The following is a 21,892-nucleotide window of genomic DNA, read 5'->3' as shown; positions in this document are numbered from 1 at the left end:
CCGTGCAAAAACCAAACCGATAGCGTATCATTCAGCCATTTTTGCCGCCCGCCGCCCGTTATCAAAGCTAACACATTGATTAACAAGCGATAGAGCAAACACGCTATCCCCATTTTGCGAGACGAAACCATGAAACCCATCTATCTAGATTTTGAACAACCCATCGCCGAGCTGAACAACAAAATTGAAGAATTGCGCCTAGTGCAAGGCGATTCCGCCGTGGATATTTCCGATGAAATCAAACGTTTGCAGAAAAAAGCCGCCGATTTAACCAAATCCATCTTCGCCAAGCTCACCCCCGCGCAAATCTCGCAAATCTCGCGCCATCCGCAACGCCCCTACACCCAAGACTACATCAACGCGCTGTGCACCGATTTTCAAGAGCTGCACGGCGACCGCCATTATGCCGACGACCACGCCATCATCGGCGGCGTTGCCCGTTTTAACGGACACAGCGTGGTGGTGATTGGGCATCAAAAAGGGCGCGACACCAAAGAAAAACTGTACCGCAATTTTGGCATGCCCCGCCCCGAAGGCTACCGCAAAGCCCTGCGCCTGATGCACCTTGCCGAAAAATTCCGCATGCCCGTGCTCACCTTTGTGGACACCCCCGGCGCCTACCCCGGCATCGGCGCGGAAGAGCGCAACCAATCCGAAGCCATCGGCAAAAATCTCTACGAATTAACCAAATTGCACACCCCCGTTATCTGCACCATTATCGGCGAAGGCGGCTCAGGCGGCGCGTTGGCAATTGCCGTGGGCGATTACATCAATATGCTGCAATATTCCACCTATTCCGTGATTTCGCCCGAAGGCTGCGCGTCTATTTTGTGGAAAACTGCCGAAAAAGCCCCCGAAGCCGCCGCCGCGCTGGGCATCACTGCCGACCGCCTGCACAAACTCGGCTTAGTGGACAACGTGATTAAAGAACCATTGGGCGGCGCACACCGCGATTACGCCGAGCTGATGAAAACCGTGAAAACCACGCTGGAACAACAAATTACCCAAGCACAAGGCATGCGATTGGACGATTTACTCTCGCGCCGTTTTGACCGCATCATGAACTATGGGCAATTTATTGACAAAAACAAGTAAACCGCCCAAGGCAGCCTGAAACCCAGCCGCTCCCAAAACCAAACCGTGTGCAAACCCGTGTTCGCAAGATGATTGTTAATGCGGGTTTTCGGCTTGATGGGTTTTCAGGCTGCCTCACCATTGCCCGCCATCAAAGGCAGCCTGAAACCATCCCCCGACACTCCGCCATGAATATCTTAAACCTCACCACCCAGCCCATCACCCTCATCACCCCCGATGCCAGCCACCCCATCGCCCTCACCCTAAACCAAATCCAACAACAGCTCGCCCACTACCCGCCCAGCGAATACGCATGGGAAACCGCCATCCAAACCGTTGAAGACGCGCTCTACCCCCTGCGCGACCTGCGGCAAAACACGCAACCGCTCGCCGTGCAAGGCGCGGCACCGCTGCTTGCCCTGCCACACCAAGCCCATCCGCGCGGCGCAATCATCACGCGCGACACGCTAGAACACGCCTTTGCCGTTGCCGCCGGCTACCGCCCGCAAAGCAGCCTGCCGCTGCTGCCGCAAACCACCGACTTTTGCGCCGTATTGCTGCTGTTGCGCGAATGGGCGCACCACTTGGATGACGAAACGCTGATTTTGCTGAACGAATAACCATCAGGCAGCCTGAAAAAGCAGCGACCACTCATCAACAAAATTTAGTCCGGTAACATCCGTTTTCAGGCTGCCCCAAACACTTAATGCAACTTGGAAACAAACCAAGCTGAAACAAAAACGATGAATCCCGCCACCAATTTTTACCACAATGCACCCTTGCTGCTGGCGCAGCCGAGTGGAACGCGATTTTTCGGGAAAAAAGGACAAAACTGTTTGAGCAGCGAAGCGGCGAGTTTTTTGTCCGCCCGAAAAATCATGTGAAACGAGGGAAGTTTGCGAAGTAAACCTGCAACCGCAGTCGCCTTTCTTTTGCTCACTTTTCTTTGGCGAAGCAAAGAAAAGTAAGTGCCCCGTCGGCACGAGACGCATGGTTAAAATTACACGGCTATTTAATCAAACAGCCCCATCCTTAATTTTCAGGCTGCCCCCGCCCCCATGAAAAAATCCTGCCCCCAGGCCCCCCTTATCCGCCGCCTCCTCTACTTCGGGCTGCGCCTCGCCGCCCTACTGGTCGGCATGGGCTAGTTCTCCGAAGCCCGCTACAGCCCCGCCAAAGAAGCCAAAGCAGGGCTAGACCGCCTCAACTACTGGCGCACCCAAGCAGGCTTGCAACCCCTCGCCCCCAACCCCCAACTGCAAAAAGCCGCCCAAAACCACGCCCAATACCTCAGCCGCCACCCCGAAGGCCACGACGAAACCCAACGCAGCCACCCCAGCTACACAGGCGCAGACCCCCAAACCCGCGCCGCCGCCGCAGGATACAGCGCAGGCGTCGCCGAAAACCTCACCATCAGCAACTTCGCCCGCTCAGGCAGAACCAGCACCGACAGCCTCATGACCGCCCTCTACCACCGCCTCGCCCTGCTCACCCCCACCCACAACGAAGCAGGCGCAGCATGGGTGCGCGGCAAATACACCGCCTTCGTCGTAGAACAAGGCAGTAGCCACGAGCGCGAACTCTGTGCCCAAGCCGACCAACTCGCCCAAAACCGCAGCCGCTACCTGCTCACCCTACCCTGCAACGGCGAACGCACCAGCATCCCACTCGACGAACTCCCCCCCGAACACCTTGCCCCCGTCAAATTCCCCATCGGCAACAACATCGACCCCAGCTACGACGGCAAAGAAAACCCCAACCCCATGCCCACCCGCAACCCCGTTGGCAACCCCGTCAGCATCGCCTTTTACGGCAACCAAGCCCCCATCACCCTACACCGCTTCACCCTACGCAGCAGCCACGGCGAAATCGCCAACCCCACCATCCTCACCGCCGCCAACGACCCCAACCACCAACTGCAAACCAACGAATTTGCCCTCTTCGCCCCCAAGCCCCTAGACTACAACACCGAATACACCGCCCAATTCGTTTACAGCCAAAACGGCAAACAACATACCGAAACATGGACATTCCGCACCCGCAAAAAACGGCACTGGTTTGAATAACCGCGCCCCAAAACAAAGGCAGCCTGAAAATCCTTTAACTACACCCCCCCACCACCATGACCCCAGAATCTCTAATCGAAGCCGCCCTGCTCACCCAAACCGAGCCACTTAGCGAAAAAGCCATGCGCGAGCTATGCACCCCGCCCCTCTCCCCCGACAAACTCATCGACGTATTAGGCAGCCTGAAAGCCCGCTGGCAAAACCGCGCCCTAGAACTCGTGTACAGCGCAGAAGGCTGGCGCTTCCAAATCACCCCCGCCGCCTACCCCCAACTTGCCAACCTCAACGACACCCGCACCCCCCGCTACTCCCGCGCCGTCATGGAAACCCTCGCCATCATCGCCTACCAACAGCCCGTAACCCGCGGCGACATAGAAAACATTCGCGGCGTCAGCGTATCGCAAAACGTGATGCAAACCCTGCAAGAGCGCGGCTGGATAGAAGTCATCGGGCAACGCGACAGCATCGGCAAACCCTCGCTGTGGGCGACCACCGACCAATTTCTCAGCGACCTGCAACTTGCCAACCTCGCCGAGCTGCCCCCGCTCACCGAGCTGGGCGAGCTTATCCTGCCCGAAATCCCCGAGCTGTTTGGCCCAAGCGAAGAAGCAAACAGCGCAGCCGAACCCGTATAGCCCCACCCATTTTCAGGCTGCCTTATCATGTAAACAAAGGCAGCCTGAAAAACAAAACCGCTTGGTATTCTGCCAAACGGTTTTGCCCGATAGCTTAATTTTAGCTTCACAACTCCGCTACCCGGCGCAGGCTGCCTAACACTTCACAAATATTTAATGCTGCTGCCCCTCCCCCTACGCCCAGCCGAACGGAGCATTCTTTTTTCGGAAACAAGCGTGCGCTTGTTCGACGACGCGCAAAGCGCGGCTAGTTCGCACGTGCCGAAAAAAGGATGCGGAGTGAGGGAAGTTTGGCGTAGCCAAACCTGCACGTCGGGGTCGCCTTTCTTTTGCTTACTTTTCTTTGGCGAAGCAAAGAAAAGGAAGTGCCCCGCTGGCACGAAGCGCATGGTTAAAACTACACCCAAAGCCAACCACCAAGCAGCAACCCTTTTTCAGGCTGCCTTATTCATGTAAATAAAAGCAGCCTGAAACGCATCCAAACACGTTTTCAGGCTGCCTCAATGGTTGGAAAACATCCCCATCATTTAAACAGCAACATCAACAGCAACACCAGCGCAATCACCCCCAGCCAAAAATTCTGCCGCTTTTGGCTGTGAATCAAATGCAGCGTTGCCTGCCGCATTTCGTCCTGTTTCTTCTCGTCCACCAACGTCGCGATTTTGCGCGGCAGGCTGGGCAAAATCTCCGCCCAATCGGGTGCTTCATCCTTCAAATTTTTCAGCAACGCGCGCACGCCAATTTGGCTGTCCATCCATTTCACCAAAAACGGTTTCGCCGTTTTCCATAAGTCTAAATCGGGGTCTAGCTGCCGCCCCAAGCCCTCAATGTTTAACAGCGTTTTTTGCAGCAACACCAGCTGCGGCTGAATTTCCACATTAAAACGGCGGCTGGTTTCAAACAACCGCATCAACACCAAGCCAAACGAAATCTGCGACAACGGCTTGTTAAAAATCGGCTCGCACACCGTGCGCACCGCCGCTTCCAAATCTTCCGCCCGCGTATCAGGCGGCACCCAGCCGCTTTCAATGTGCGCCGTTGCCACTCGATGATAATCGCGGTTAAAAAACGCCAAAAAGTTAATCGCCAGATAACGCTTGTCATACTCCGTCAGGCTGCCCACGATGCCGAAATCCAGCGCGATATACCGCCCGTCTGCCGCCACCAAAATATTACCGGGGTGCATATCGGCGTGGAAAAAGCCGTTGTTGAACACCTGCGTGAAAAAAATCTCCACGCCGTAACGCGCCAGCTGTTTCAAATCGATGCCCTGCGCTTTCAGGCTGCCGATATCCGAAATCGGCGTGCCGTCCATCCATTCAATCGTCAGTACCTCGCGGCTGCAATAATCAAAAAACACCTGCGGCACAATCAACTTATCGCTGTCGGCAAACTGCCGCCCCAGCTGGCTGGCGTTCGCCGCCTCGCGCATCAAATCCAGTTCATCGTGCAAATATTTGTCAAACTCCGCCACCACCTCGCGCGGCTTCAAGCGCTTGCCATCGGCAAACACGCGCTCAATCCACGTCGCCGCAAAGCGCATCAACGCCAAGTCCTGTTCAATCACGCCCAGCAAATTGGGGCGCAACACCTTCACCGCCACCGCTTCGCCGCTAAACAGCCGCGCCCGATGCACCTGCGCAATGGACGCGCTTGCCACAGGCTCGTCGCCAAATTCTGCATACAATTCATCAATTTGCCGCCCCAGCGATGCTTCAATTTGCTGGCGCGACAACGCTGCAGCAAACGGCGGCACTTTATCCTGCAACCTTGCCAATTCCGCCGCGTAATCAGGCGGCAGCAAATCGGGGCGGGTGGAAAGCACCTGCCCCAGCTTCACAAAAATAGGCCCTAGGCTTTCCAACGCCAAGCGCAGCCGCACAGGCAACGGCTCGGCAGCAAACTGCTGCGATTTGGGCAACCGCAACGCCAATTTTTGCAACCAGCGCAAGCGAATATGCGGCGTAACCATATCGGCCAAACCATAGCGATACAGCGTTTTCAGGATAACGGCGGGGCGGGAAAACCATTTCATAGCGGGCAATCGTGAGTGAACAAGAAAACGCGATTATAAAGGTTTTGCGGCGGTAGGATGGTTTTCAGGCTGCCTATTCGTGTTATCAATAGGCAGCCTGAAATGAAACATCGGCGTATAACGCTTTTCAGGCTGCCTATCCATCCCCGAATAGGCAGCCTGAAAATCCTTCAAACTATTGGCTCAACACATCCACGCCTTTGGGCGGGGTAAACGTAAATGCGCCGCGCGACAGGTTCGGTTTCAGGTTCACGCCGCCAAAGCTGATGCTGGTTTGGTTGCCGAAGCTGTCTTTCAACTCCATCGCCGCCAGCGTGTCGCCTTTAAAGCCGATGCGGATAAATTGATAGCCCGCGTTGTTTTTCTTCGGCGTGGCGAGCACATAATCCACGCCGTTTTTGCTGCCGTCTTCTTTGAGCGAATAGCTGGCATCCAGCGCGGTTTTGTTAGACAAAATGGCGGCGGGGCTGTCGCCAATGGCTTGGTTTTGATCGGACTTGGTAACTTGTTTTAATTCAACGTCATACAGCCAAATGGTTTTGCCATCGCCCACAATCGTTTGCTGATAGGGCTTGGTGTATTCCCAGCGGAACAGCCCCGGCCGCAGGATTTTGAAGCTGCCCGAGCTGGTTTGCGTTTTCTTTTTGCTGCGCACGGTTTGCGTGAACGAGCCGCTGATGCCGTCGGCATCGTCGTTAAACTTTTTCAGCGCATCAATCGCGCCCGCTTGGGCTTGAGCGGCAAACGCGGTAAGCAAGGCAGCGGCGAATAGGGTTTTCCAAGTTTTCATCATTTAGTCCTTATAGTAGTTGCGTTACAATACAAAAACCTGCATTCACTATTTGCAGGTTCTAACAAGCAGCGCGGATATTAGATACTTTCAGGCAGCCTGAAAAGCCTTTCACGCTGTGTAAAGCGCATGATACGCGATAACCCATTCAATCTAAACAACAAAATTCATTTTGGTTTACCCAATTTTAAATCATGGCTCATTTTTATACGCAACTGGAACACGCTCTGCGCGAAACCGACCCCACGCGCAAATGCGAACAAACGCTGGCGTTGTATCAACAATATCAAGCAGGCAGCCTGAAAATCGTAAACGACCGCCCTGCGCTGGACATTCAAATCGCAGGTCGCCCCGCGCGCCCCGAGCTGGTGCCCGCCACGGCGGTGGACAAGCGCAAAACCAGCACCGCCGAAGGCTACGCGGCGATGTTGCACGCGATTGCCCACATTGAATTTAACGCGATTAACTTGGCGCTGGATGCGGCGTATCGCTTTCGCACGCTGCCTGCGCCGTTTGCCGAAAACTGGCTGCAAGTGGCCAAAGAAGAATGCGAGCATTTTGCCCTGATGCGCGCACGGCTGAACGCGCATGGCTACGACTACGGCGACTTCACCGCGCACGCGCATTTGTGGGACATGGCATACAAAACGGCTTATGACCCTTTGCTGCGGATGGCACTCGTGCCGCGCGTGCTGGAAGCGCGAGGGCTGGATGTTACCCCTGCCATTCGCGCCAAGGTGGCGCAGCGCGGCGATGAAGAAACCTGCGCGGTGCTGGACATCATTTACCGCGACGAAGTGGGGCATGTGCGCTTTGGCAACCATTGGTATCAGCACCTTTGCCGCGAGCGCAATCTTGACCCGCAAGAGCTGTTCCGCCGCCTACTGCGCCGCTACGATATGTTTATTTTTCGAGGTCATGTGAACTTGGAAGCGCGGGAGCAGGCGGGGTTTAGTGCGTTTGAACTGGCGATGTTGGAGCATTTTGAAGCGAGTTTGAAGGTGTAGCACGGCATCCGTTTTTGTCATCCAACAGAGCTTTCAGGCTGCCTTTGCCCAATGTAACAAAGGCAGCCTGAAAATCCAACTAACCTTGTTTGCGTGCTGACGCAAAATCCACCCCAAAAGCAGCCTGAAAATGCCCCAACCCTTCTACATCGCCGCTGGCGCCATTATCGGCGCACTGATTCGCTGGCAACTTGCCGCATGGTTTAACCCCAGCTGGGCAGCCTTGCCGCTGGGCACGCTGCTCGCCAACCTGATTGGCTGCTTCGCCATCGGCGCGGCGCTCGCGCTCAATCTGCCCGCCAACATCAAACTGTTTCTGATTACAGGCTTGCTCGGCAGCCTCACCACATTTTCCACGTTTGCCGCTGAATTGGTACAGTTAAGCCAACGCCAGCAATGGCAAAACGTGTTTACCGCGCTATTGCTGCATTTGGGTGGCGGCGTGGGCGCGGTGGTATTGGGCGCGTGGTTGGTGGGCAAGATGGCGCGATGATGGCAACAAAGGTAGCCTGAAAACAGATTTTCGCTTCATCCAAGTTTATCAGTAGATCGGGTATTGATTGATGCCCAACAAACACGAACTTATTTATCTGAATACGCCACAACGAAATGTCGGGCATAAATGCCCGACCTACTTCGGCTTTGCAAAGATTTCAGGCAGCCTGAAAACGGAAAAACACGTTTTCAGGCTGCCTTTTATCACTGGGCAAACTCAATCGCTCATCACATCGCCCCATAATTCGCCCCACCGCCACCTTCGGGGCAAGTCCATTCAATATTTTGCGTGGGGTCTTTGATGTCGCAGGTTTTGCAATGCACGCAGTTTGCCGCGTTGATTTGCAACCGCGCCGCGCCGTTTTCTTGCACGATTTCATACACGCCAGCGGGGCAATAGCGCGTTTCGGGCGAAGCGTATTCCGCCGCGTTCACATCCAGCATCAAGCGCGGATGGCGCAGGCGCAGATGCACAGGCTGGTTTTCTTCATGCGCCACATTCGCCAGCTGCACACTGCTGAGTCGGTCAAACGTGAGCTTGCCGTCGGGCTTCGGATAATCAATCGGCTGGCAGGCGGCGGCTTTTTTCAGGCTGCCGTGGTCGGTGCCGTGGTGTTTGAGCGTCCACGGCGTGCGCCCTTTGAGCAGGTAAAATTCCAAGCCCGAATAAATCATGGCGGGGATTAAGCCCCATTTAAACGCGGGGCGGATGTTGCGCGCTTGATGCAATTCTTGATACAGCCAACTGTTTTTAAACAAAGTTTCGTAGGCATCGGCTTGTTTACCGCTTTCAGGCTGCTCATCGCCCAAATCGTCTAGCAAGGGGAAGATGGCTTCTGCCGCCAGCATTGCCGATTTCATCGCCGCGTGCGAACCCTTAATGCGCGGCACATTCAAAAAGCCCGCGCAATCGCCAATCAACGCGCCGCCTGGAAACGCCAAATGCGGCAAGCTCTGCAAACCGCCTTCCACCAACGCTCGCGCGCCATAAGCCACGCGCCGCCCGCCTTCCAGCATTTTGCGGATGGCTGGATGCAGCTTCCAGCGTTGCAATTCTTCAAAGGGCGAGAGATAGGGATTGGCGTAATTCAGCCCAATCACCATGCCCAGCGCAATTTGGTTGTTGTCCAGATGGTAAACAAACGCGCCGCCATAAGTGCGCTGATCCAGCGGATAACCCACCGTGTGCTGCACGCGCCCCGCGTGGCATTGCTCGGGCGACACTTCCCATATCTCTTTGATGCCCAAGCCATAAGTTTGCGGCTGGCAATCGCGGTTTAGCGCAAATTGCGCCATCACTTGCTGCGTGAGCGAGCCGCGCGCGCCCTCGGCAAACAGCGTTTGCTGCGCGTGCAATTCCATGCCCGCTTGGAAATTTGCCGTGGGCGCGCCGTCTTTGCCCACGCCCATATCGCCCGTTGCCACGCCTTTGATGCTGCCGTCGGCGTGGAACAGCAATTCGGTTGCGGCAAAGCCCGCGTAAATTTCCACGCCCAAGCCTTCCGCCTGCTCCGCCAGCCAGCGGCAAAGCTGCCCCAAGCTGATGATGTAGTTGCCCTTGTTGTCAAAATTGGGGGTAACAGGCAGCCTGAAAGCGCGTTCGGTGGTTAAAAACAACACTTCGTCTTCGGTAACGGCTCGCGTGAGCGGCGCATTCAGCTCGCGCCAGTTGGGCAGCAATTCATTGAGCGCAATCGGGTCAAACACCGCGCCCGACACAATATGCGCCCCCACTTCGCTGCCCTTTTCCAGCACGCACACGCTGATGTCGCGCCCCGCCTGCGCCGCCAGCTGCTTCAATTTAATCGCGGCAGACAAGCCCGCCACGCCCGCGCCCACAATTACCACATCGTATTGCATCGCATCGCGTTCAGTTTGGTTCATGGTTGGATTCCTTGTTTTTATATTGGTTGGTTTTAGCTTCGCAACTGCGCTTCGCTACGCAGGCTGCCTTTTTGCGCGCAAGGCAAACGCCCGCCCATGCGGTGATTTTGCGATAACGGCAGCCTGAAAATATTTGGGGCTGCCCGAACATTGAGGCAGCCTGAAAACATAACACGGATAAGATGGGCGCGATTTTAACATTTTTTATCCGCCGCAGCCTTTATGCCCGCCGCAAATGCTGCCAAAATATACCTTTTTTAACACCCCGCGCCGTTAAGCCATCATGAACAAAACCGCCCTGCTGCTCTGCGCCAGCCTACTCGCCGCCTGCGCCGCTCCCACATCACACAAAATCAGCCACCACAAATCCCGCAAAGCCACCCGCACCGCCCAAACCAGCCGCCCCGTTACCCCCGAAATCAGCGAAGTAGATACCCTCGGGCTGCTGCTGCAAGCCGAACAAAACACAACAGGCAAAACCCGCAGCGTGTTATACGAAGCCCGCCGCGCCACCTTAGACCACGGCACCGTTGTGCGCGGCAGCTGCTGGGACTACCTTGACCACATCTTCACCAAAGCGGGCGTGCCGCGCATCCTGCGTCAAACCGCCTACCAAAGCAAAAAATCCGGCCCCTACGCCGCGCCCAACCAAATCCGCGCAGGCGATTGGCTGTATTACATCAACTACGACTACCACAACATAGAACACAGCGGTCTGTTTATCGGCTGGACGGACTACGCCAAAAAACAAGCGCTGGTGTTGAGCTATGCCGGCAGCGGGCGCAACGAAGCCGCGCGGTATAAAATTTACGATTTGTCGGGCGTTTACCAGATAACACGCGCGCAATAGCAAACACCGCTTGGCACAGCAAAGGCAGCCTGAAAACGGGTTTAACCGCTTTCAGGCTGCCTTTTTTGTTGCGCCCGGTCTGACTTTGGCGGCATGGCATGGTGGCATCGCGTTGCCCAATCGCGCAGCACATGATTGGAAAGCCGCCGACACCTTATCCGCCATTAGCCGCCAAGAAGCCCCGCAACGTTTTCAGGCTGCCTTTGCGCCGCGCATCAATTCGCTCAACGCCCAGCGCGGCTTCACGTCAAACGCGCCCGCGGCTTGGGCAGCCTGAATGCCGTGTTGCAAGCGCATCGCGCCAGCAAAGGCAATCATCGCGCCGTTGTCGGTGCAAAAGGCGAGCGGTGGAAAATAGGTTTGCACGGCTTCGGGCGCGGCTTTGGGCGTAGTTTGGATTTTCAGGCTGCCTAAGGTTTCACGCAGTTTCCAGTTGGCGCCCACGCCACCTGCCACCACCAAGCGACGAAAACCTGTTTGCAACAAGGCTTGCTGCGCTTTGGCAACCAACACATCCACCACCGCATCTTGGAAGGAGCGGCAGATGTCGCTGCGCGTGGCTTCGGGCAGCGGTGCATCATCGGGCAAGCCCAGTTCGGCGCGGGTTTTTTCCACGGCGGTCAAAATGGCGGTTTTCAAGCCCGAAAAACTCATTTGCAAATCTTTGGAATGCAGCATGGGGCGGGGGAAATGGAATTTTTCAGGCTGCCCCAGTTTGGCAAGCTGCGATAATTCTGCGCCTGCGGGGTAGCGCAGCCCCAACAGTTTGCCTGTTTTGTCAAAGGCTTCGCCCACGGCATCGTCCACCGTTTCGCCCAAGAGTTCGTAGTCGCCAAAGCCGCGCACCGCCATAAATTGCGTATGCCCGCCCGACACCAGCAGGGCGACAAACGGAAACGCGGGCTTATCCTCCGCCAGCAGCGGCGAGAGCAGATGCCCTTCCAAATGATGCACGGGCAGCACGGGCTTGCCCAGCGCGAGTGCCAAGCCGTTGGCATACGCCGCGCCCGCCAGCAACGCGCCGCCCAAGCCCGGCCCTTGCGTGTAGGCGATGGCATCGATGTCAGCGTAATCGGCGTGGGCTTCGCCTAGCGCGGCTTGGGTGAGCGGCACTAGGCGGCGGATGTGGTCGCGGCTGGCAAGCTCGGGCACAACGCCGCCGTATTCGGCGTGCATCGCCATTTGCGTGTGCAGTTGGTTGGCGATGAGACCGCGATCGGTGTCGTATAGGGCGATGCCTGTTTCGTCGCAGGAGGATTCGATTCCGAGGATAAGCATGGTGGGGTCTTTCGTGTAGCGTGTTTCAGGCTGCCTTGGGAGATGTGGCAGCCTGAAAATGAAACAAGGTTGGTTGGCTGATGGCGGGGCAACGATTTCAGGCTGCCGTTGGCGGGCGTTTGGGCAGCCTGAAAATGGAAGGGCGCGGCGGCTTCGATGGCGGCGGTTATCGTGGCAATTGTTTAGGTTGCGATGCATGGCGTTGTTTTTCCATGTGCTGCCGTTCAAGGTGTTGGCGCAAATCAAACGGCTTGGGTTCGTTTATCCATGCAAAAACGTGATACCACATCACCGCCGCGCCAAACAGGCTGACCGCATAAAAAAGCACGCTGTGATTGTGTTCGTTGAGCCACAGCAGGACAAAGCCGTAAACCGCCGCAAAGCCCAAGCAGGCAAACAGGCGGGACCAGCTAAAATCATCAATCAAGATGGCAACAGCAAAAAAAGCCGCGAAAAGATTAAACCTGAGAATAATCGTGTCCATTTTGTCGCTCCTTGTTTGCCAAAGGCAGCCTGAAACCCATGGGGCGCGGCAAGCATGTTTACCCTTTCAGGCTGCCTATCCGCCGCATCCGTCTGAACATCATCCCGCCCAAAAGCAGCCTGAAACGCCGCCCTACTGATTCTTCCGAATCCACCCCAGCCATTTCTCAAACAATTCAGGCTGCACCGCCGCCACCGCCGAGCGTTTAAACGCGTGCAAGCCGCTCCAAAAATCATCGCCTTCCAGCGTGGCCAGCAAGCCGCCCGCCTCCTGCAAAATCAACGCGCCCGCCGCGTAATCCCACAAATTCTGCCCGCCGTGCACATACACATCCAGCCGCCCCGCCGCAAGGTAGCACCAATCCAGCGTGCTGCTGCCCAAGCAGCGCAGCGTGCCAAACGGCGCAAAATGGTTGATGCTGTTCGCCAGCCTTGCCGAACGCAAACGCTTCACGTCCACGCCCGCCAAGGCTTCGTGCAGTTTTTTTGGCACACAGCGCAGCGGCAAGCGCGTATCGTTTAAAAACGCCCCGCCGCCGCGTTCTGCCGAAAACATCTCGCCGCTAACCGGATTGAAAATCGCGCCCAGCTGCGCCCGCCCCTGCGCCACATAAGCCACCGACACGGCAAAATGCGGCAGCCCGTTCACAAAATTATTTGTGCCGTCAATCGGATCAATCACCCACAAGCCCGATTGCGCGTGCGATGCCCACAACGCCCGTTGCTCGGCGGCGCTCATTTCTTCGCCCAACACAGGCGCGGCGATAATCTGCGGCAGCCTGAAAACCAATTTTGCCTGCGCCGCCAAATCCGCCTGCGACAACACGCTGCCGTCTTCCTTGCGCGCGCTTTGCACACGCAAAAAATACGGCATGATTTCGTTTGCCGCCACCTCGCGGATTAAGTCGTGCAACAAGTTCATCGATTTCATAGCGGCTTTTGGTAAAATGACGGGAACGCAATTTTAACATATCCTTACGTTTTCCACGCCATGCCACGCTTCTATCTCCCCGCCCCCCTAGCCCCGCACACCACGTTTAGCCTGCCCGATAACATCGTGCGCCACATCCACGTTTTGCGGCTTAACACAGGCGACAACATCACGCTATTCAACGGCACGGGCAGCGATTTTGACGCCACCTTGCAAGAAATCGGCAAACGCCACGCCGAGTGCCACATCACCGCCCAAAGGCAGCCTGAAAACGAAAGCGCCCTAAATATCACGCTGGTGCAAGCCGTTTCCAGCGGCGAGCGCATGGATTTCACCCTGCAAAAAAGCGTGGAGCTGGGCGTGCGCGCCATCCAGCCCATAATCAGCGAACGCTGCGTGGTGCGGCTCAGCGGCGAGCGAGCCGACAAGCGCGTGCAACGCTGGCAAGACATCGTCATCGCCGCCTGCGAACAAAGCGGGCGCAGCATTGTGCCCACCGTGCAGCCCATCGTGTCGTTTAGCGACTACCTGCGCCAAATGCCACCAGAATTGCACCTGATGATGAGCCTGCGCCGCGCCACCACCCTGCGCGACATCACCCCCGCGCCGCAAACGCTGCGCCTGATGATTGGCCCCGAAGGCGGCTGGACACCCGCCGAAGAACAAGCCGCGCTGGCAGCAGGCGTGCAAACCATCACGCTGGGCAAACGCGTATTGCGCACCGAAACGGCGGCGATGGCGGCGATGGCGGCGATGCAAGTGTTGTGGGGGGATTTTTGATTTTTTGGGGTGTTGGGGAGGGGGATGGGATTTCAGGCTGCCTTATCATGCAAACGATAGGCAGCCTGAAAACCAAGCGCGTAGTAGGTCGGGCATTTATGCCCGACGTTTCTAAATTTTTTGGCGTATGTGAGATAAATAGATCAATGTTTGTCGGGCGTAAATGCCCGACCTACTGATAAACAACAGTTTTTACAATCATTTCTGAATATCAAACAAAATTCCCGCCTGCGCAGGAATGACAGTATTTTTTGTTTTTTTCAGGCTGCCTGATTGCGTAAACAAAAGGCAGCCTGAAAATACAATCGGCAAGCAATGTGAACCTTGCGAACCAATGAAACGACAACAGCTTGTTGCCAAAATCGTGTGTTGAATACGCCAAACTTCATTTCAGGCTGCCTTAACCATGCTGGCACGCGGGCGCGAATGTTTGGGCAGCCTGAAATCATCGCCCGCGCCCCTACGGCTTGCTGGCAAGCCGTGCACTGGCTTGGGTGATGAGGCAGCCTGAAAACCAAAATACCGTTTCAGGCTGCCTCTCTCAATCCCGCCCCAAAGGCAGCCTGAAAACAAAAAATGAAGCAGCGATGGCTTGTCGCCAAATGACTGATTAAACAGAGCATTACGAGTTTACCAAAATGTCGGCGAGCCGCCGACGCTCCATTGGTTGCAAGTTTTGCAAAGATTTCAGTTTCAAATCCCACTATTTCTTGCCAACTACCCCACACCATCCACAAAAGGCAGCCTGAAAACAAAAAAAGCAGCCTGAAAACAGTTCTACCCATTTTCAGGCTGCCTTTAAGCGGTTTCAATCAATCCAGCTTCTTAAAGTGGCGACGGCGTTCCAGCTCGCTCAAATAACGCTTACGCAAGCGGATGGATTGCGGCGTAATTTCCACTAACTCATCATCGTCAATAAACTCCACTGCGCCTTCCAGCGTCAATTTAATCGGCGGCGTTAAGCGCACGGCTTCGTCCGTGCCGCTGGCGCGCACATTGGTCAGCTTTTTGCCTTTGAGCGGGTTCACCACCAAATCATTATCGCGGCTGTGGATGCCGATAATCATACCCTCGTAAATCTTATCGTTGGGCGACACAAACATCCGCCCGCGGTCTTCCAGATTCCACAGCGCATAAGCCACCGCCTCGCCCTGCTCTTGCGACACCAGCACACCGTTGTGGCGGCCGGGCATATCGGGCTTCACAGGCGCGTAGTCGTCAAACACATGGCTCATCAAGCCCGTGCCGCGCGTTAGCGTCATAAATTCGCCTTGGAAGCCAATCAAACCGCGCGCGGGGATATGGTATTCCAAGCGCGTGCGCCCGTTGCCATCGCTTTCCATGTTGGTCAATTCGCCACGGCGGCGGCCCAGCTCTTCCATCACCGCGCCTTGGTTTTCATCGGGCACGTCCACGGTTAAATTCTCATACGGCTCGCATTTTTGCCCGTCAATATCGCGGAACACCACGCGCGGTTTGCCCACCGCCAATTCAAAGCCCTCGCGGCGCATATTTTCCAGCAAAATGGTTAAATGCAACTCGCCGCGCCCCGACACGCGGAACACGTCGGCATCGGCGGTGTCTTCCACGCGCAGGGCAACGTTGGTGAGCAATTCGCGGGTTAAGCGGTCGCGGATTTGGCGCGAAGTAACAAATTTGCCCTCCGTGCCCGCCAGCGGGCTGGTGTTCACCATAAAGTCCATAGTCAAAGTTGGCTCGTCCACGCTCAACATCGGCACGCCCACGGGATTTTCTTTGTCGCAAATGGTTACGCCGATGCCGATGTCTTCAATGCCCGAAATAATCACGATGTCGCCCGCTTCGGCTTCCTCTTGCGGCACGCGCTCCAAGCCTTTGAAGCCGAGCAGTTGGTTGATGCGCCCTGTGGCGATTTGTTTATCGTGGTTCATCACGGCAACTTGCATCCCGGGGCGGATTTTGCCGTTCAAAATGCGCCCGATGCCAAGGCGACCTGTGTAGTTGTCGTAGTCCAGCTGCGAAATTTGCAGTTGTAGGGGCGCGTCGGCATCGCCGCTGGGCTCGGGCGTATGTTTCAAAATGGTTTCAAACAACACGCGCATATCGGTTTCGCTGCCGTCTTCTTCTAAACGGGCAAAGCCGCTTAGCCCCGAAGCATAGACAATCGGGAAATCCAACTGTTCATCGCTTGCGCCCAAGCTGTCAAACAATTCAAAGGTTTGGTCAATCACCCAACTGGCGCGGGCGGAAGGTTTGTCAATTTTGTTGATGACAACAATGGGGCGCAAGCCAAGCGCAAGGGCTTTTTTGGTAACGAAGCGGGTTTGCGGCATCGGGCCTTCTTGCGCGTCCACCAGCAGCACCACGCAGTCCACCATGCCGAGCACGCGCTCCACTTCGCCGCCAAAATCGGCGTGCCCCGGAGTATCGACGATGTTAATGTGGTAGCCGTTGTATTCGATGGCGGTGTTTTTGGCGAGAATGGTGATACCGCGCTCTTTTTCCAGGTCGTTGCTGTCCATCACGCGCTCTTCTACCTGCTGGTTGGCGCGGAAAGTGCCCGATTGGCGCAAAAGCTGGTCTACCAGCGTGGTTTTGCCGTGGTCGACGTGGGCGATGATGGCGATATTGCGAATGTTTTTCATGGCGATGGTTTTGCCTTTTTGATTGGTTTGTACTGGTTTACAAAAACAAAAGCCGCTGGGGCGCGGTGTTTGCGTAAACGAGGGGGGTGAAATAAGAAAACCGCGCATTGTAGCACGATTGTGGTTTTCAGGCTGCCTTTGCGTGCGCTCGGATGGCTGAGGCAGCCTGAAAAAAGGGAAGCGGGGTTTCAGGCTGCCGAAATATGGAACGGCTCGCCGCCATGCGTTTTCAGGCTGCCTTCACTATAAACATAAACGCATGGTAAACCTAAATACATGGCGCGAACGGTAAGGCAGCCTGAAAATGCGTTCCCCTGCTTTCAGGCTGCCTTTTATTATTTGCCTTCTTCCGCCTCTTCGGGCTTTTCATAATCCATCAGCGACAAACCGTCCAGCGAACCATCTTCGCCCGCCGTGCCGTTTTTCTTGCTGTTGAGCTTAATTTGCAGGCGCAGGTCGTTTTCCGAATCAGCGTTGCGCAGCGCGTCTTCGTAGGAAATCATGTCGGCTTCGTATAGGTCAAACAAGGCTTGGTCAAAGGTTTGCATGCCGATGTCGCGCGATTTTGCCATGATGTCTTTGATGCCGTGCACCTCGCCGTGCAAAATCAGCTCCGAAATCAAGGGCGAATTGAGCAAAATTTCCACCGCCGCGCTGCGCCCTTTGCCCGTTTTGCGCGGAATCAGGCGTTGCGAAATAAAGCCTTTCAAGTTGAGCGACAAATCGGTCAAAAGCTGGGTGCGGCGCTCTTCGGGGAAAAAGTTGATGATGCGGTCAAGCGCTTGGTTGGAATTATTGGCGTGCAGCGTTGCCATGCACAAATGCCCCGTTTCGGCAAACGCCAGCGCGTAGTCCATCGTTTCGCGGTCACGGATTTCACCAATCAAAATCACATCGGGGGCTTGGCGCAAGGTGTTTTTCAGCGCGGCAAACCAGTTTTGCGTGTCCACGCCCACTTCGCGCTGCGAAATAATGCAGTTTTTGTGCGGGTGCACATATTCAATCGGGTCTTCAATGGTGATGATGTGTCCGTTGCTGTTTTCGTTGCGGTAGTCAATCATCGCCGCGAGCGAGGTGGATTTGCCCGAGCCTGTGCCGCCCACAAAAATCACCAAGCCGCGTTTTTCCATCACCACGTCTTTTAACACGGGCGGCAGTTTCAAATCGTCAAATTTGGGAATATCGCTGGTAATCACACGGCAAACCAACGTTGCCGCGCCGCGTTGAATCATGGCGTTAATCCGAAAGCGCGACACGCCCGCCAAGCTGATGGCGAAGTTGCATTCGTTGGTTTCGGCAAATTCGATGGCTTGTTTTTCGTCCATAATGGAGCGGGCGATTTGCGCGGTGTGCTCGGCGGATAGCGGTTTGTCGCTTAATTTGGTTACTTTGCCGTCCAGCTTCATGGCGGGCGGATAGCCTGCGGTGATGAATAAATCCGAACCTTTGTTTTTCACCATGTGGGTCAACAGGTTATGGATAAATTTTTTCATTTCTTCGTTTACGGGGGCGATGGTGGTTGTCATGGTTTCTCGCGTTATGTCGGGTTAAAAAATGTGAATTTTAGCGATTTTAGAACCTGTGTTCACTATTTTCATCGGTAGATTTGATGACATAAAAGCGTGGATACAAGGCAAAAAGCGCAGCAAGGTTGAACACCTTGCGAGCATTTTTAACGCAGTAGCCGCGTTTTTAGGGCATGAAAGATGCCTATGAAAAGAGTGAATACAGGTTCTTAGTAGCATTTGTCGTGCCAAAGTACCGCGCTTTTATTTGTGTTTGTAACAAAGTTTCGCGCTTTAAAATTCTAATAAAATAACTTTTTTCAAACTATTGTGTGTTAAGTTTCGTTGATTTAAGATAATGGTTGAATAATAAAAATAAAGCGAAATACGGCTTCACAAGTTTTTTGGCTTTATTTGAGTAAGGAAACCATGCTATGCAACAAGCGGTTGTGTTAGACAAAATCGATTTAAAAATCCTGCAAGTGCTACAAGAAAACGGGCGGTTGAGCAATGTGGAATTGTCAGAGCGGGTTGCGCTGTCGCCATCGCCTTGTTTGCGCCGTTTAAAACAGCTTGAAGACAACGGCATCATCCGCCGCTATGCCGCGCTTTTGTCGCCCATGTCGCTGGGTTTGGGCTTGCAAGTGATGATTCGCGTAACCACCGACAAATCGGCGCAGGCGCGCGGTGAATTTGAGGGCGCAGTGCGGACGTGGACGGAAGTGTTAAGCTGCTTTGCGCTCACGGGCGAATCGGATTATCTGCTGCACGCCTTTTTCACCAACATGGATGCATTTTCGCATTTTGTGCTGGATGTGTTGCTTTCGCACAATTGCGTGTTGGATGCCAAATCAAGCTTTGTTTTAAAAGAGATTAAAAGCACCACCGCGCTGCCGCTGGGGCATTTGGCATAATGGCGGCACGGGCGTTTTCAGGCTGCCTTAAAGGCGGGCAAACTGTGTATAATTGCGCCATTGCATTGTTTGACAGCCTGAAATCATGTTAATCGCGCTCAACAAACCCTATGGCTATATCTGCCAATTTTCGCCACACGAAAAACACCCCAATTTGAAAGAATTGGTAAACGTGCCCCGTGTTTACCCCGCCGGGCGGCTGGATACCGACAGCGAGGGCTTGCTGCTGCTCACCGACAACGGACAACAACAAGCGCGGATTGCCAGCCCGAAATTCAAACTTATCAAAACCTACTGGGCGCAGCTAGAAGGCACGCCCGATCCCGAGCAAATCGCGCAATTAGAACAGCCCATGAACTTGGGCGATTTCATTGCCAGCCCGCCCAAACCCGCCTGCTCACCCCCACCGAAATCGCCCGCATCTGGCAGCGCGACCCGCCCGTGCGCTATCGCAAAACCGTGCCCGATTTCTGGCTACAAATCCGCATCACCGAAGGCAAAAACAGGCAAGTCAGGCGGATGACCGCCAAAGCACACTACCCCTGCTTGCGACTGGTGCGAACAGGCATCGGGCGCATCAATTTATTTGATTTAGACTTGCCACTCGGACAGTGGCAACCCTTAACCACTCTACCCTAACGGAAACCATCATGAAACTACACCAAACCGTAGCCGCAGAAGTACAAAAAGCCTTTGACGCAGCCCAACTTTCAGGCTGCCCCATCGCCCTGCAACCCGCCAAAGATGCCAAATTTGGCGATTTCCAAATCAACGGCGTAATGGGCGCAGCCAAATCGTTGAAACAAAACCCACGCGAACTGGCGCAAAAAGTAGCCGATTTGCTTACCACCAATCCCCTGTTTACCGCCGCCGAAGTCGCCGGCCCGGGCTTTATCAACCTGCGCCTGAACCCCGAATTTATCGCCGCGCAACTGAGCGCCGCCGACAGCCGCCTAGGCGTTGCCCCCGTGGCAAAAAGCAAAACCGTGGTAATTGACTACTCATCGCCCAATCTTGCCAAAGAAATGCACGTGGGGCATTTGCGTTCCAGCATCATTGGCGACAGCTTGGCGCGCGTGCTGGGCTTTTTGGGACACAAAGTCATCCGCCAAAACCATGTAGGCGACTGGGGCACGCAGTTTGGCATGCTGGTTGCCTATTTGGCGGAGCAGCAGCAAGACGATGCCAATTTCCGTCTGGCGGATTTGGAACAGTTTTACCGCAACGCCAAAGTGCGCTTTGACGAAGACGAAAATTTCGCCAACACCGCGCGCGAATATGTGGTGAAACTGCAAAGCGGCGATGAAACCGTGTTGTCTTGGTGGCGCAAATTCGTGGACATTTCGCTGCAACACGCCGAAACCGTGTACGAAAAACTGGGCTTGCTGTTGGAGCGCGGCGATGTGGCGGGCGAATCGTCTTACAACGACGATTTGCAAAACGTGGTGGACGAGCTGCTGCAACACGGCTTGGCGGTGGACGACAACGGCACCAAAGTGATGTTCTTGGACGAATTGAAAAACCAAGACGGCGACCCGCAGCCCTTTATCATTCAAAAACAAGACGGCGGCTTCCTATACGCCACCACCGATTTGGCCTGCGTGCGCCATCGTGTGCGCAATTTGCACGCCGACCGCATTCTTTATGTGGTGGACACGCGCCAATCGCTGCATTTCCAACAGCTTTTTGCCGCCACGCGCAAAGCAGGCTGGCTGCCTGAAAACGTGGAAGCCGAATTTATCGGCTTTGGCACGATGATGGGCAAAGACGGCAAACCGTTCAAAACCCGCTCGGGCGACACTGTGAAACTGGTGGAATTGCTGGACGAAGCCACCGAACGCGCCACCGCTTTGGTGAAAGAGAAAAACCCCGAACTGCCTGCCGACACCGCCGCGCAAATCGGTCGCGCCGTGGGCATCGGCGCGGTGAAATACGCCGATTTGAGCAAAAACCGCAACAGCGATTACATCTTCGATTGGGAAAACATGCTTTCGTTTGAAGGCAACACCGCGCCTTATCTGCAATACGCCTACACGCGCGTGCAAAGCGTGCTGCGCCGCGCGGGGGCTTGGAACGAAACCGCCCCCTTGCAAATCAAAGAGCCGCTGGAACAACAGCTTGCCGTTGAATTGCTGAAATTTGAAGATGTGCTCAACAGCGTGGCAGAAACCTCGTTCCCGCATTATTTGGCGAATTATTTGTATCAACTCGCCGCCTTGTTTAGCCGCTTCTACGAAGCCTGTCCGATTTTGAAAGCCGAAGGCGCAACACGCGACACCCGCTTGCAACTGGCGAAATTAACAGGCGAAACGCTGAAAACAGGGCTGGGCCTGCTGGGCATTGCCGTGTTGGATGTGATGTAACCCCAATGGTTTTGGCTTGGCTGAAACTTTTGGCTTTCAGGCTGCCTCAGATGGCAGCCGCGTAAAATAGGCTTTAACTCGCGCCGTTTGCAAGGTGCGCGGGTTAAAGCCTACTCTGTGTTATATAGTCGATTAAAATTGCAATGATACGGCATTGCCAACGCCCTTATGTGCTTTT

General features: G+C 55.1%; 24 protein-coding genes and 2 pseudogenes. 15 read left to right on the top strand and 11 right to left on the bottom strand.

The features are described 5' to 3' along the window. The first annotated feature begins 129 nt into the window (after positions 1-129). Entirely contained in the window at positions 130-1,095 is a 966-nt protein-coding gene (locus tag JDW22_RS00515) for an acetyl-CoA carboxylase carboxyltransferase subunit alpha (RefSeq protein WP_200520927.1), read from the top strand. A gap of 47 nt (positions 1,096-1,142) precedes the next feature. After that, positions 1,143-1,694 carry a hypothetical protein gene (locus tag JDW22_RS00510; RefSeq protein ID WP_200520926.1) on the top strand — a complete coding sequence of 184 codons (552 nt, stop codon included), beginning with the start codon at positions 1,143-1,145 and terminating at the stop codon, positions 1,692-1,694. 3 nt (positions 1,695-1,697) lie between these two features. On the opposite strand, the gene JDW22_RS00505 is transcribed toward JDW22_RS00510, so the two are convergent. Then, positions 1,698-2,066, bottom strand: coding sequence for a hypothetical protein (locus JDW22_RS00505; protein ID WP_200520925.1), 369 nt, complete (start codon positions 2,064-2,066; stop codon positions 1,698-1,700). A gap of 213 nt (positions 2,067-2,279) precedes the next feature. Here JDW22_RS00505 and JDW22_RS00500 point away from each other — a divergent pair. Together JDW22_RS00500 and scpB are read left to right on the top strand one after the other, a co-directional pair. Then, positions 2,280-3,140, top strand: a pseudogene (locus JDW22_RS00500) (CAP domain-containing protein); the annotation flags it as partial. A 56-nt stretch (positions 3,141-3,196) separates the two neighbouring features. Continuing rightward, a complete protein-coding gene (gene scpB / locus JDW22_RS00495) occupies positions 3,197-3,775 on the top strand; it encodes an SMC-Scp complex subunit ScpB (protein ID WP_200520924.1) in 579 nt (192 codons plus the stop codon). 523 nt (positions 3,776-4,298) lie between these two features. Here the strand turns inward: scpB and ubiB are convergent. The 3 genes from ubiB to lolA are packed head-to-tail and all read right to left on the bottom strand — an operon-like array spanning position 4,299 to position 6,603. Next, positions 4,299-5,810: a ubiquinone biosynthesis regulatory protein kinase UbiB gene (gene ubiB / locus JDW22_RS00490; protein ID WP_200520923.1), complete on the bottom strand. Its 1,512-nt coding sequence runs from the start codon at positions 5,808-5,810 to the stop codon at positions 4,299-4,301. 33 nt (positions 5,811-5,843) lie between these two features. Further along, positions 5,844-5,984, bottom strand: coding sequence for a hypothetical protein (locus JDW22_RS00485; protein WP_200520922.1), 141 nt, complete (start codon positions 5,982-5,984; stop codon positions 5,844-5,846). A gap of 1 nt (position 5,985) precedes the next feature. Then, a complete protein-coding gene (gene lolA, locus JDW22_RS00480) occupies positions 5,986-6,603 on the bottom strand; it encodes an outer membrane lipoprotein chaperone LolA (protein ID WP_390882812.1) in 618 nt (205 codons plus the stop codon). A 191-nt stretch (positions 6,604-6,794) separates the two neighbouring features. Here lolA and JDW22_RS00475 point away from each other — a divergent pair, with 191 nt between their 5' ends. Further along, positions 6,795-7,607, top strand: a complete 813-nt coding sequence (locus tag JDW22_RS00475; protein WP_200520920.1) for a ferritin-like domain-containing protein — start codon at positions 6,795-6,797, stop codon at positions 7,605-7,607. A gap of 130 nt (positions 7,608-7,737) precedes the next feature. Beyond that, complete coding sequence (gene crcB, locus JDW22_RS00470) at positions 7,738-8,100, top strand: fluoride efflux transporter CrcB (protein WP_200520919.1); 363 nt, start codon at positions 7,738-7,740, stop codon at positions 8,098-8,100. Between the two features lie 230 nt (positions 8,101-8,330). On the opposite strand, the gene JDW22_RS00465 is transcribed toward crcB, so the two are convergent. Next, on the bottom strand, positions 8,331-9,986 hold the full coding sequence (locus JDW22_RS00465; protein ID WP_200520918.1) for an electron transfer flavoprotein-ubiquinone oxidoreductase: 1,656 nt from the start codon (positions 9,984-9,986) through the stop codon (positions 8,331-8,333). Between the two features lie 54 nt (positions 9,987-10,040). Continuing rightward, complete coding sequence (locus tag JDW22_RS00460) at positions 10,041-10,187, bottom strand: hypothetical protein (protein WP_200520917.1); 147 nt, start codon at positions 10,185-10,187, stop codon at positions 10,041-10,043. An 82-nt stretch (positions 10,188-10,269) separates the two neighbouring features. Between JDW22_RS00460 and JDW22_RS00455 the strand changes: the two genes are divergently transcribed. Together JDW22_RS00455 and JDW22_RS00450 are read left to right on the top strand one after the other, a co-directional pair. Beyond that, complete coding sequence (locus JDW22_RS00455) at positions 10,270-10,836, top strand: hypothetical protein (RefSeq protein WP_200520916.1); 567 nt, start codon at positions 10,270-10,272, stop codon at positions 10,834-10,836. Positions 10,837-10,846: 10 nt separating this feature from the next. After that, positions 10,847-11,113 carry a hypothetical protein gene (locus JDW22_RS00450; protein ID WP_200520915.1) on the top strand — a complete coding sequence of 89 codons (267 nt, stop codon included), beginning with the start codon at positions 10,847-10,849 and terminating at the stop codon, positions 11,111-11,113. Here JDW22_RS00450 and tsaD read toward each other — a convergent pair. Both tsaD and JDW22_RS00440 read right to left on the bottom strand, forming a co-directional pair. Then, positions 11,029-12,114, bottom strand: a complete 1,086-nt coding sequence (gene tsaD / locus JDW22_RS00445) for a tRNA (adenosine(37)-N6)-threonylcarbamoyltransferase complex transferase subunit TsaD (RefSeq protein ID WP_200521918.1) — start codon at positions 12,112-12,114, stop codon at positions 11,029-11,031. The genes JDW22_RS00450 and tsaD overlap by 85 nt on opposite strands. Positions 12,115-12,280: 166 nt before the next feature. Continuing rightward, positions 12,281-12,598 carry a hypothetical protein gene (locus JDW22_RS00440; protein ID WP_200520914.1) on the bottom strand — a complete coding sequence of 106 codons (318 nt, stop codon included), beginning with the start codon at positions 12,596-12,598 and terminating at the stop codon, positions 12,281-12,283. Position 12,599: 1 nt separating this feature from the next. Between JDW22_RS00440 and JDW22_RS00435 the strand changes: the two genes are divergently transcribed. Further along, the gene (locus tag JDW22_RS00435) at positions 12,600-12,737 is read left to right on the top strand and encodes a hypothetical protein (protein ID WP_155803144.1); all 138 of its coding nucleotides are present in this window, start codon (positions 12,600-12,602) and stop codon (positions 12,735-12,737) included. Here JDW22_RS00435 and JDW22_RS00430 read toward each other — a convergent pair. Then, entirely contained in the window at positions 12,731-13,528 is a 798-nt protein-coding gene (locus tag JDW22_RS00430) for an inositol monophosphatase family protein (protein ID WP_200520913.1), read from the bottom strand. The genes JDW22_RS00435 and JDW22_RS00430 overlap by 7 nt on opposite strands. A 60-nt stretch (positions 13,529-13,588) precedes the next feature. Between JDW22_RS00430 and JDW22_RS00425 the strand changes: the two genes are divergently transcribed. From JDW22_RS00425 to JDW22_RS13495, 3 genes are all read left to right on the top strand, one after another. After that, entirely contained in the window at positions 13,589-14,308 is a 720-nt protein-coding gene (locus JDW22_RS00425; protein ID WP_200520912.1) for a 16S rRNA (uracil(1498)-N(3))-methyltransferase, read from the top strand. Positions 14,309-14,632: 324 nt separating this feature from the next. After that, positions 14,633-14,806 (top strand): hypothetical protein, encoded by a 174-nt coding sequence (locus JDW22_RS00420; RefSeq protein WP_200520911.1) that lies wholly within the window; start codon positions 14,633-14,635, stop codon positions 14,804-14,806. Continuing rightward, positions 14,776-14,922, top strand: coding sequence for a hypothetical protein (locus JDW22_RS13495; protein ID WP_207748795.1), 147 nt, complete (start codon positions 14,776-14,778; stop codon positions 14,920-14,922). Before JDW22_RS00420 ends, JDW22_RS13495 begins: the two co-directional genes overlap by 31 nt. A gap of 198 nt (positions 14,923-15,120) precedes the next feature. Here the strand turns inward: JDW22_RS13495 and typA are convergent, their stop codons facing one another. Both typA and JDW22_RS00410 read right to left on the bottom strand, forming a co-directional pair. Further along, a complete protein-coding gene (gene typA, locus JDW22_RS00415; RefSeq protein WP_200520910.1) occupies positions 15,121-16,932 on the bottom strand; it encodes a translational GTPase TypA in 1,812 nt (603 codons plus the stop codon). A 335-nt stretch (positions 16,933-17,267) separates the two neighbouring features. Then, positions 17,268-18,458: a PilT/PilU family type 4a pilus ATPase gene (locus tag JDW22_RS00410; RefSeq protein ID WP_003796552.1), complete on the bottom strand. Its 1,191-nt coding sequence runs from the start codon at positions 18,456-18,458 to the stop codon at positions 17,268-17,270. A 413-nt stretch (positions 18,459-18,871) separates the two neighbouring features. On the opposite strand from JDW22_RS00410, the gene JDW22_RS00405 reads away from it, so the two are divergent. The 3 genes and pseudogenes from JDW22_RS00405 to argS all read left to right on the top strand — a co-directional run bounded on the left by JDW22_RS00405 (position 18,872) and on the right by argS (position 21,714). Continuing rightward, the gene (locus JDW22_RS00405) at positions 18,872-19,351 is read left to right on the top strand and encodes an Lrp/AsnC family transcriptional regulator (protein WP_003796556.1); all 480 of its coding nucleotides are present in this window, start codon (positions 18,872-18,874) and stop codon (positions 19,349-19,351) included. 85 nt (positions 19,352-19,436) lie between these two features. Beyond that, positions 19,437-19,990: pseudogene (locus JDW22_RS00400) on the top strand (pseudouridine synthase). Between the two features lie 11 nt (positions 19,991-20,001). Then, a complete protein-coding gene (gene argS / locus JDW22_RS00395; RefSeq protein WP_200520909.1) occupies positions 20,002-21,714 on the top strand; it encodes an arginine--tRNA ligase in 1,713 nt (570 codons plus the stop codon). Positions 21,715-21,892: the final 178 nt, after the last annotated feature.

Source organism: Kingella bonacorsii (genome assembly GCF_016623605.1).
In the GTDB taxonomy this organism is placed as follows: domain Bacteria; phylum Pseudomonadota; class Gammaproteobacteria; order Burkholderiales; family Neisseriaceae; genus Kingella_B; species Kingella_B oralis.
This window is presented reverse-complemented; position numbering and strand designations above follow the sequence as displayed.

Excerpts from the sequence above, each read along its gene's own strand:
- JDW22_RS00515 (WP_200520927.1), top strand. The coding sequence starts at position 130 with ATGAAACCCATCTATCTAGATTTTGAACAACCCATCGCCGAGCTGAAC.
- JDW22_RS00505 (WP_200520925.1), bottom strand. The coding sequence starts at position 2,066 with ATGCGTCTCGTGCCGACGGGGCACTTACTTTTCTTTGCTTCGCCAAAG.
- scpB (WP_200520924.1), top strand. The coding sequence starts at position 3,197 with ATGACCCCAGAATCTCTAATCGAAGCCGCCCTGCTCACCCAAACCGAG.
- ubiB (WP_200520923.1), bottom strand. The coding sequence starts at position 5,810 with ATGAAATGGTTTTCCCGCCCCGCCGTTATCCTGAAAACGCTGTATCGC.
- lolA (WP_390882812.1), bottom strand. The coding sequence starts at position 6,603 with ATGATGAAAACTTGGAAAACCCTATTCGCCGCTGCCTTGCTTACCGCG.
- JDW22_RS00475 (WP_200520920.1), top strand. The coding sequence starts at position 6,795 with ATGGCTCATTTTTATACGCAACTGGAACACGCTCTGCGCGAAACCGAC.
- crcB (WP_200520919.1), top strand. The coding sequence starts at position 7,738 with ATGCCCCAACCCTTCTACATCGCCGCTGGCGCCATTATCGGCGCACTG.
- JDW22_RS00465 (WP_200520918.1), bottom strand. The coding sequence starts at position 9,986 with ATGAACCAAACTGAACGCGATGCGATGCAATACGATGTGGTAATTGTG.
- JDW22_RS00460 (WP_200520917.1), bottom strand. The coding sequence starts at position 10,187 with ATGTTAAAATCGCGCCCATCTTATCCGTGTTATGTTTTCAGGCTGCCT.
- JDW22_RS00455 (WP_200520916.1), top strand. The coding sequence starts at position 10,270 with ATGAACAAAACCGCCCTGCTGCTCTGCGCCAGCCTACTCGCCGCCTGC.
- tsaD (WP_200521918.1), bottom strand. The coding sequence starts at position 12,114 with ATGCTTATCCTCGGAATCGAATCCTCCTGCGACGAAACAGGCATCGCC.
- JDW22_RS00440 (WP_200520914.1), bottom strand. The coding sequence starts at position 12,598 with ATGGACACGATTATTCTCAGGTTTAATCTTTTCGCGGCTTTTTTTGCT.
- JDW22_RS00430 (WP_200520913.1), bottom strand. The coding sequence starts at position 13,528 with ATGAAATCGATGAACTTGTTGCACGACTTAATCCGCGAGGTGGCGGCA.
- JDW22_RS00425 (WP_200520912.1), top strand. The coding sequence starts at position 13,589 with ATGCCACGCTTCTATCTCCCCGCCCCCCTAGCCCCGCACACCACGTTT.
- typA (WP_200520910.1), bottom strand. The coding sequence starts at position 16,932 with ATGAAAAACATTCGCAATATCGCCATCATCGCCCACGTCGACCACGGC.
- JDW22_RS00410 (WP_003796552.1), bottom strand. The coding sequence starts at position 18,458 with ATGACAACCACCATCGCCCCCGTAAACGAAGAAATGAAAAAATTTATC.
- JDW22_RS00405 (WP_003796556.1), top strand. The coding sequence starts at position 18,872 with ATGCAACAAGCGGTTGTGTTAGACAAAATCGATTTAAAAATCCTGCAA.
- argS (WP_200520909.1), top strand. The coding sequence starts at position 20,002 with ATGAAACTACACCAAACCGTAGCCGCAGAAGTACAAAAAGCCTTTGAC.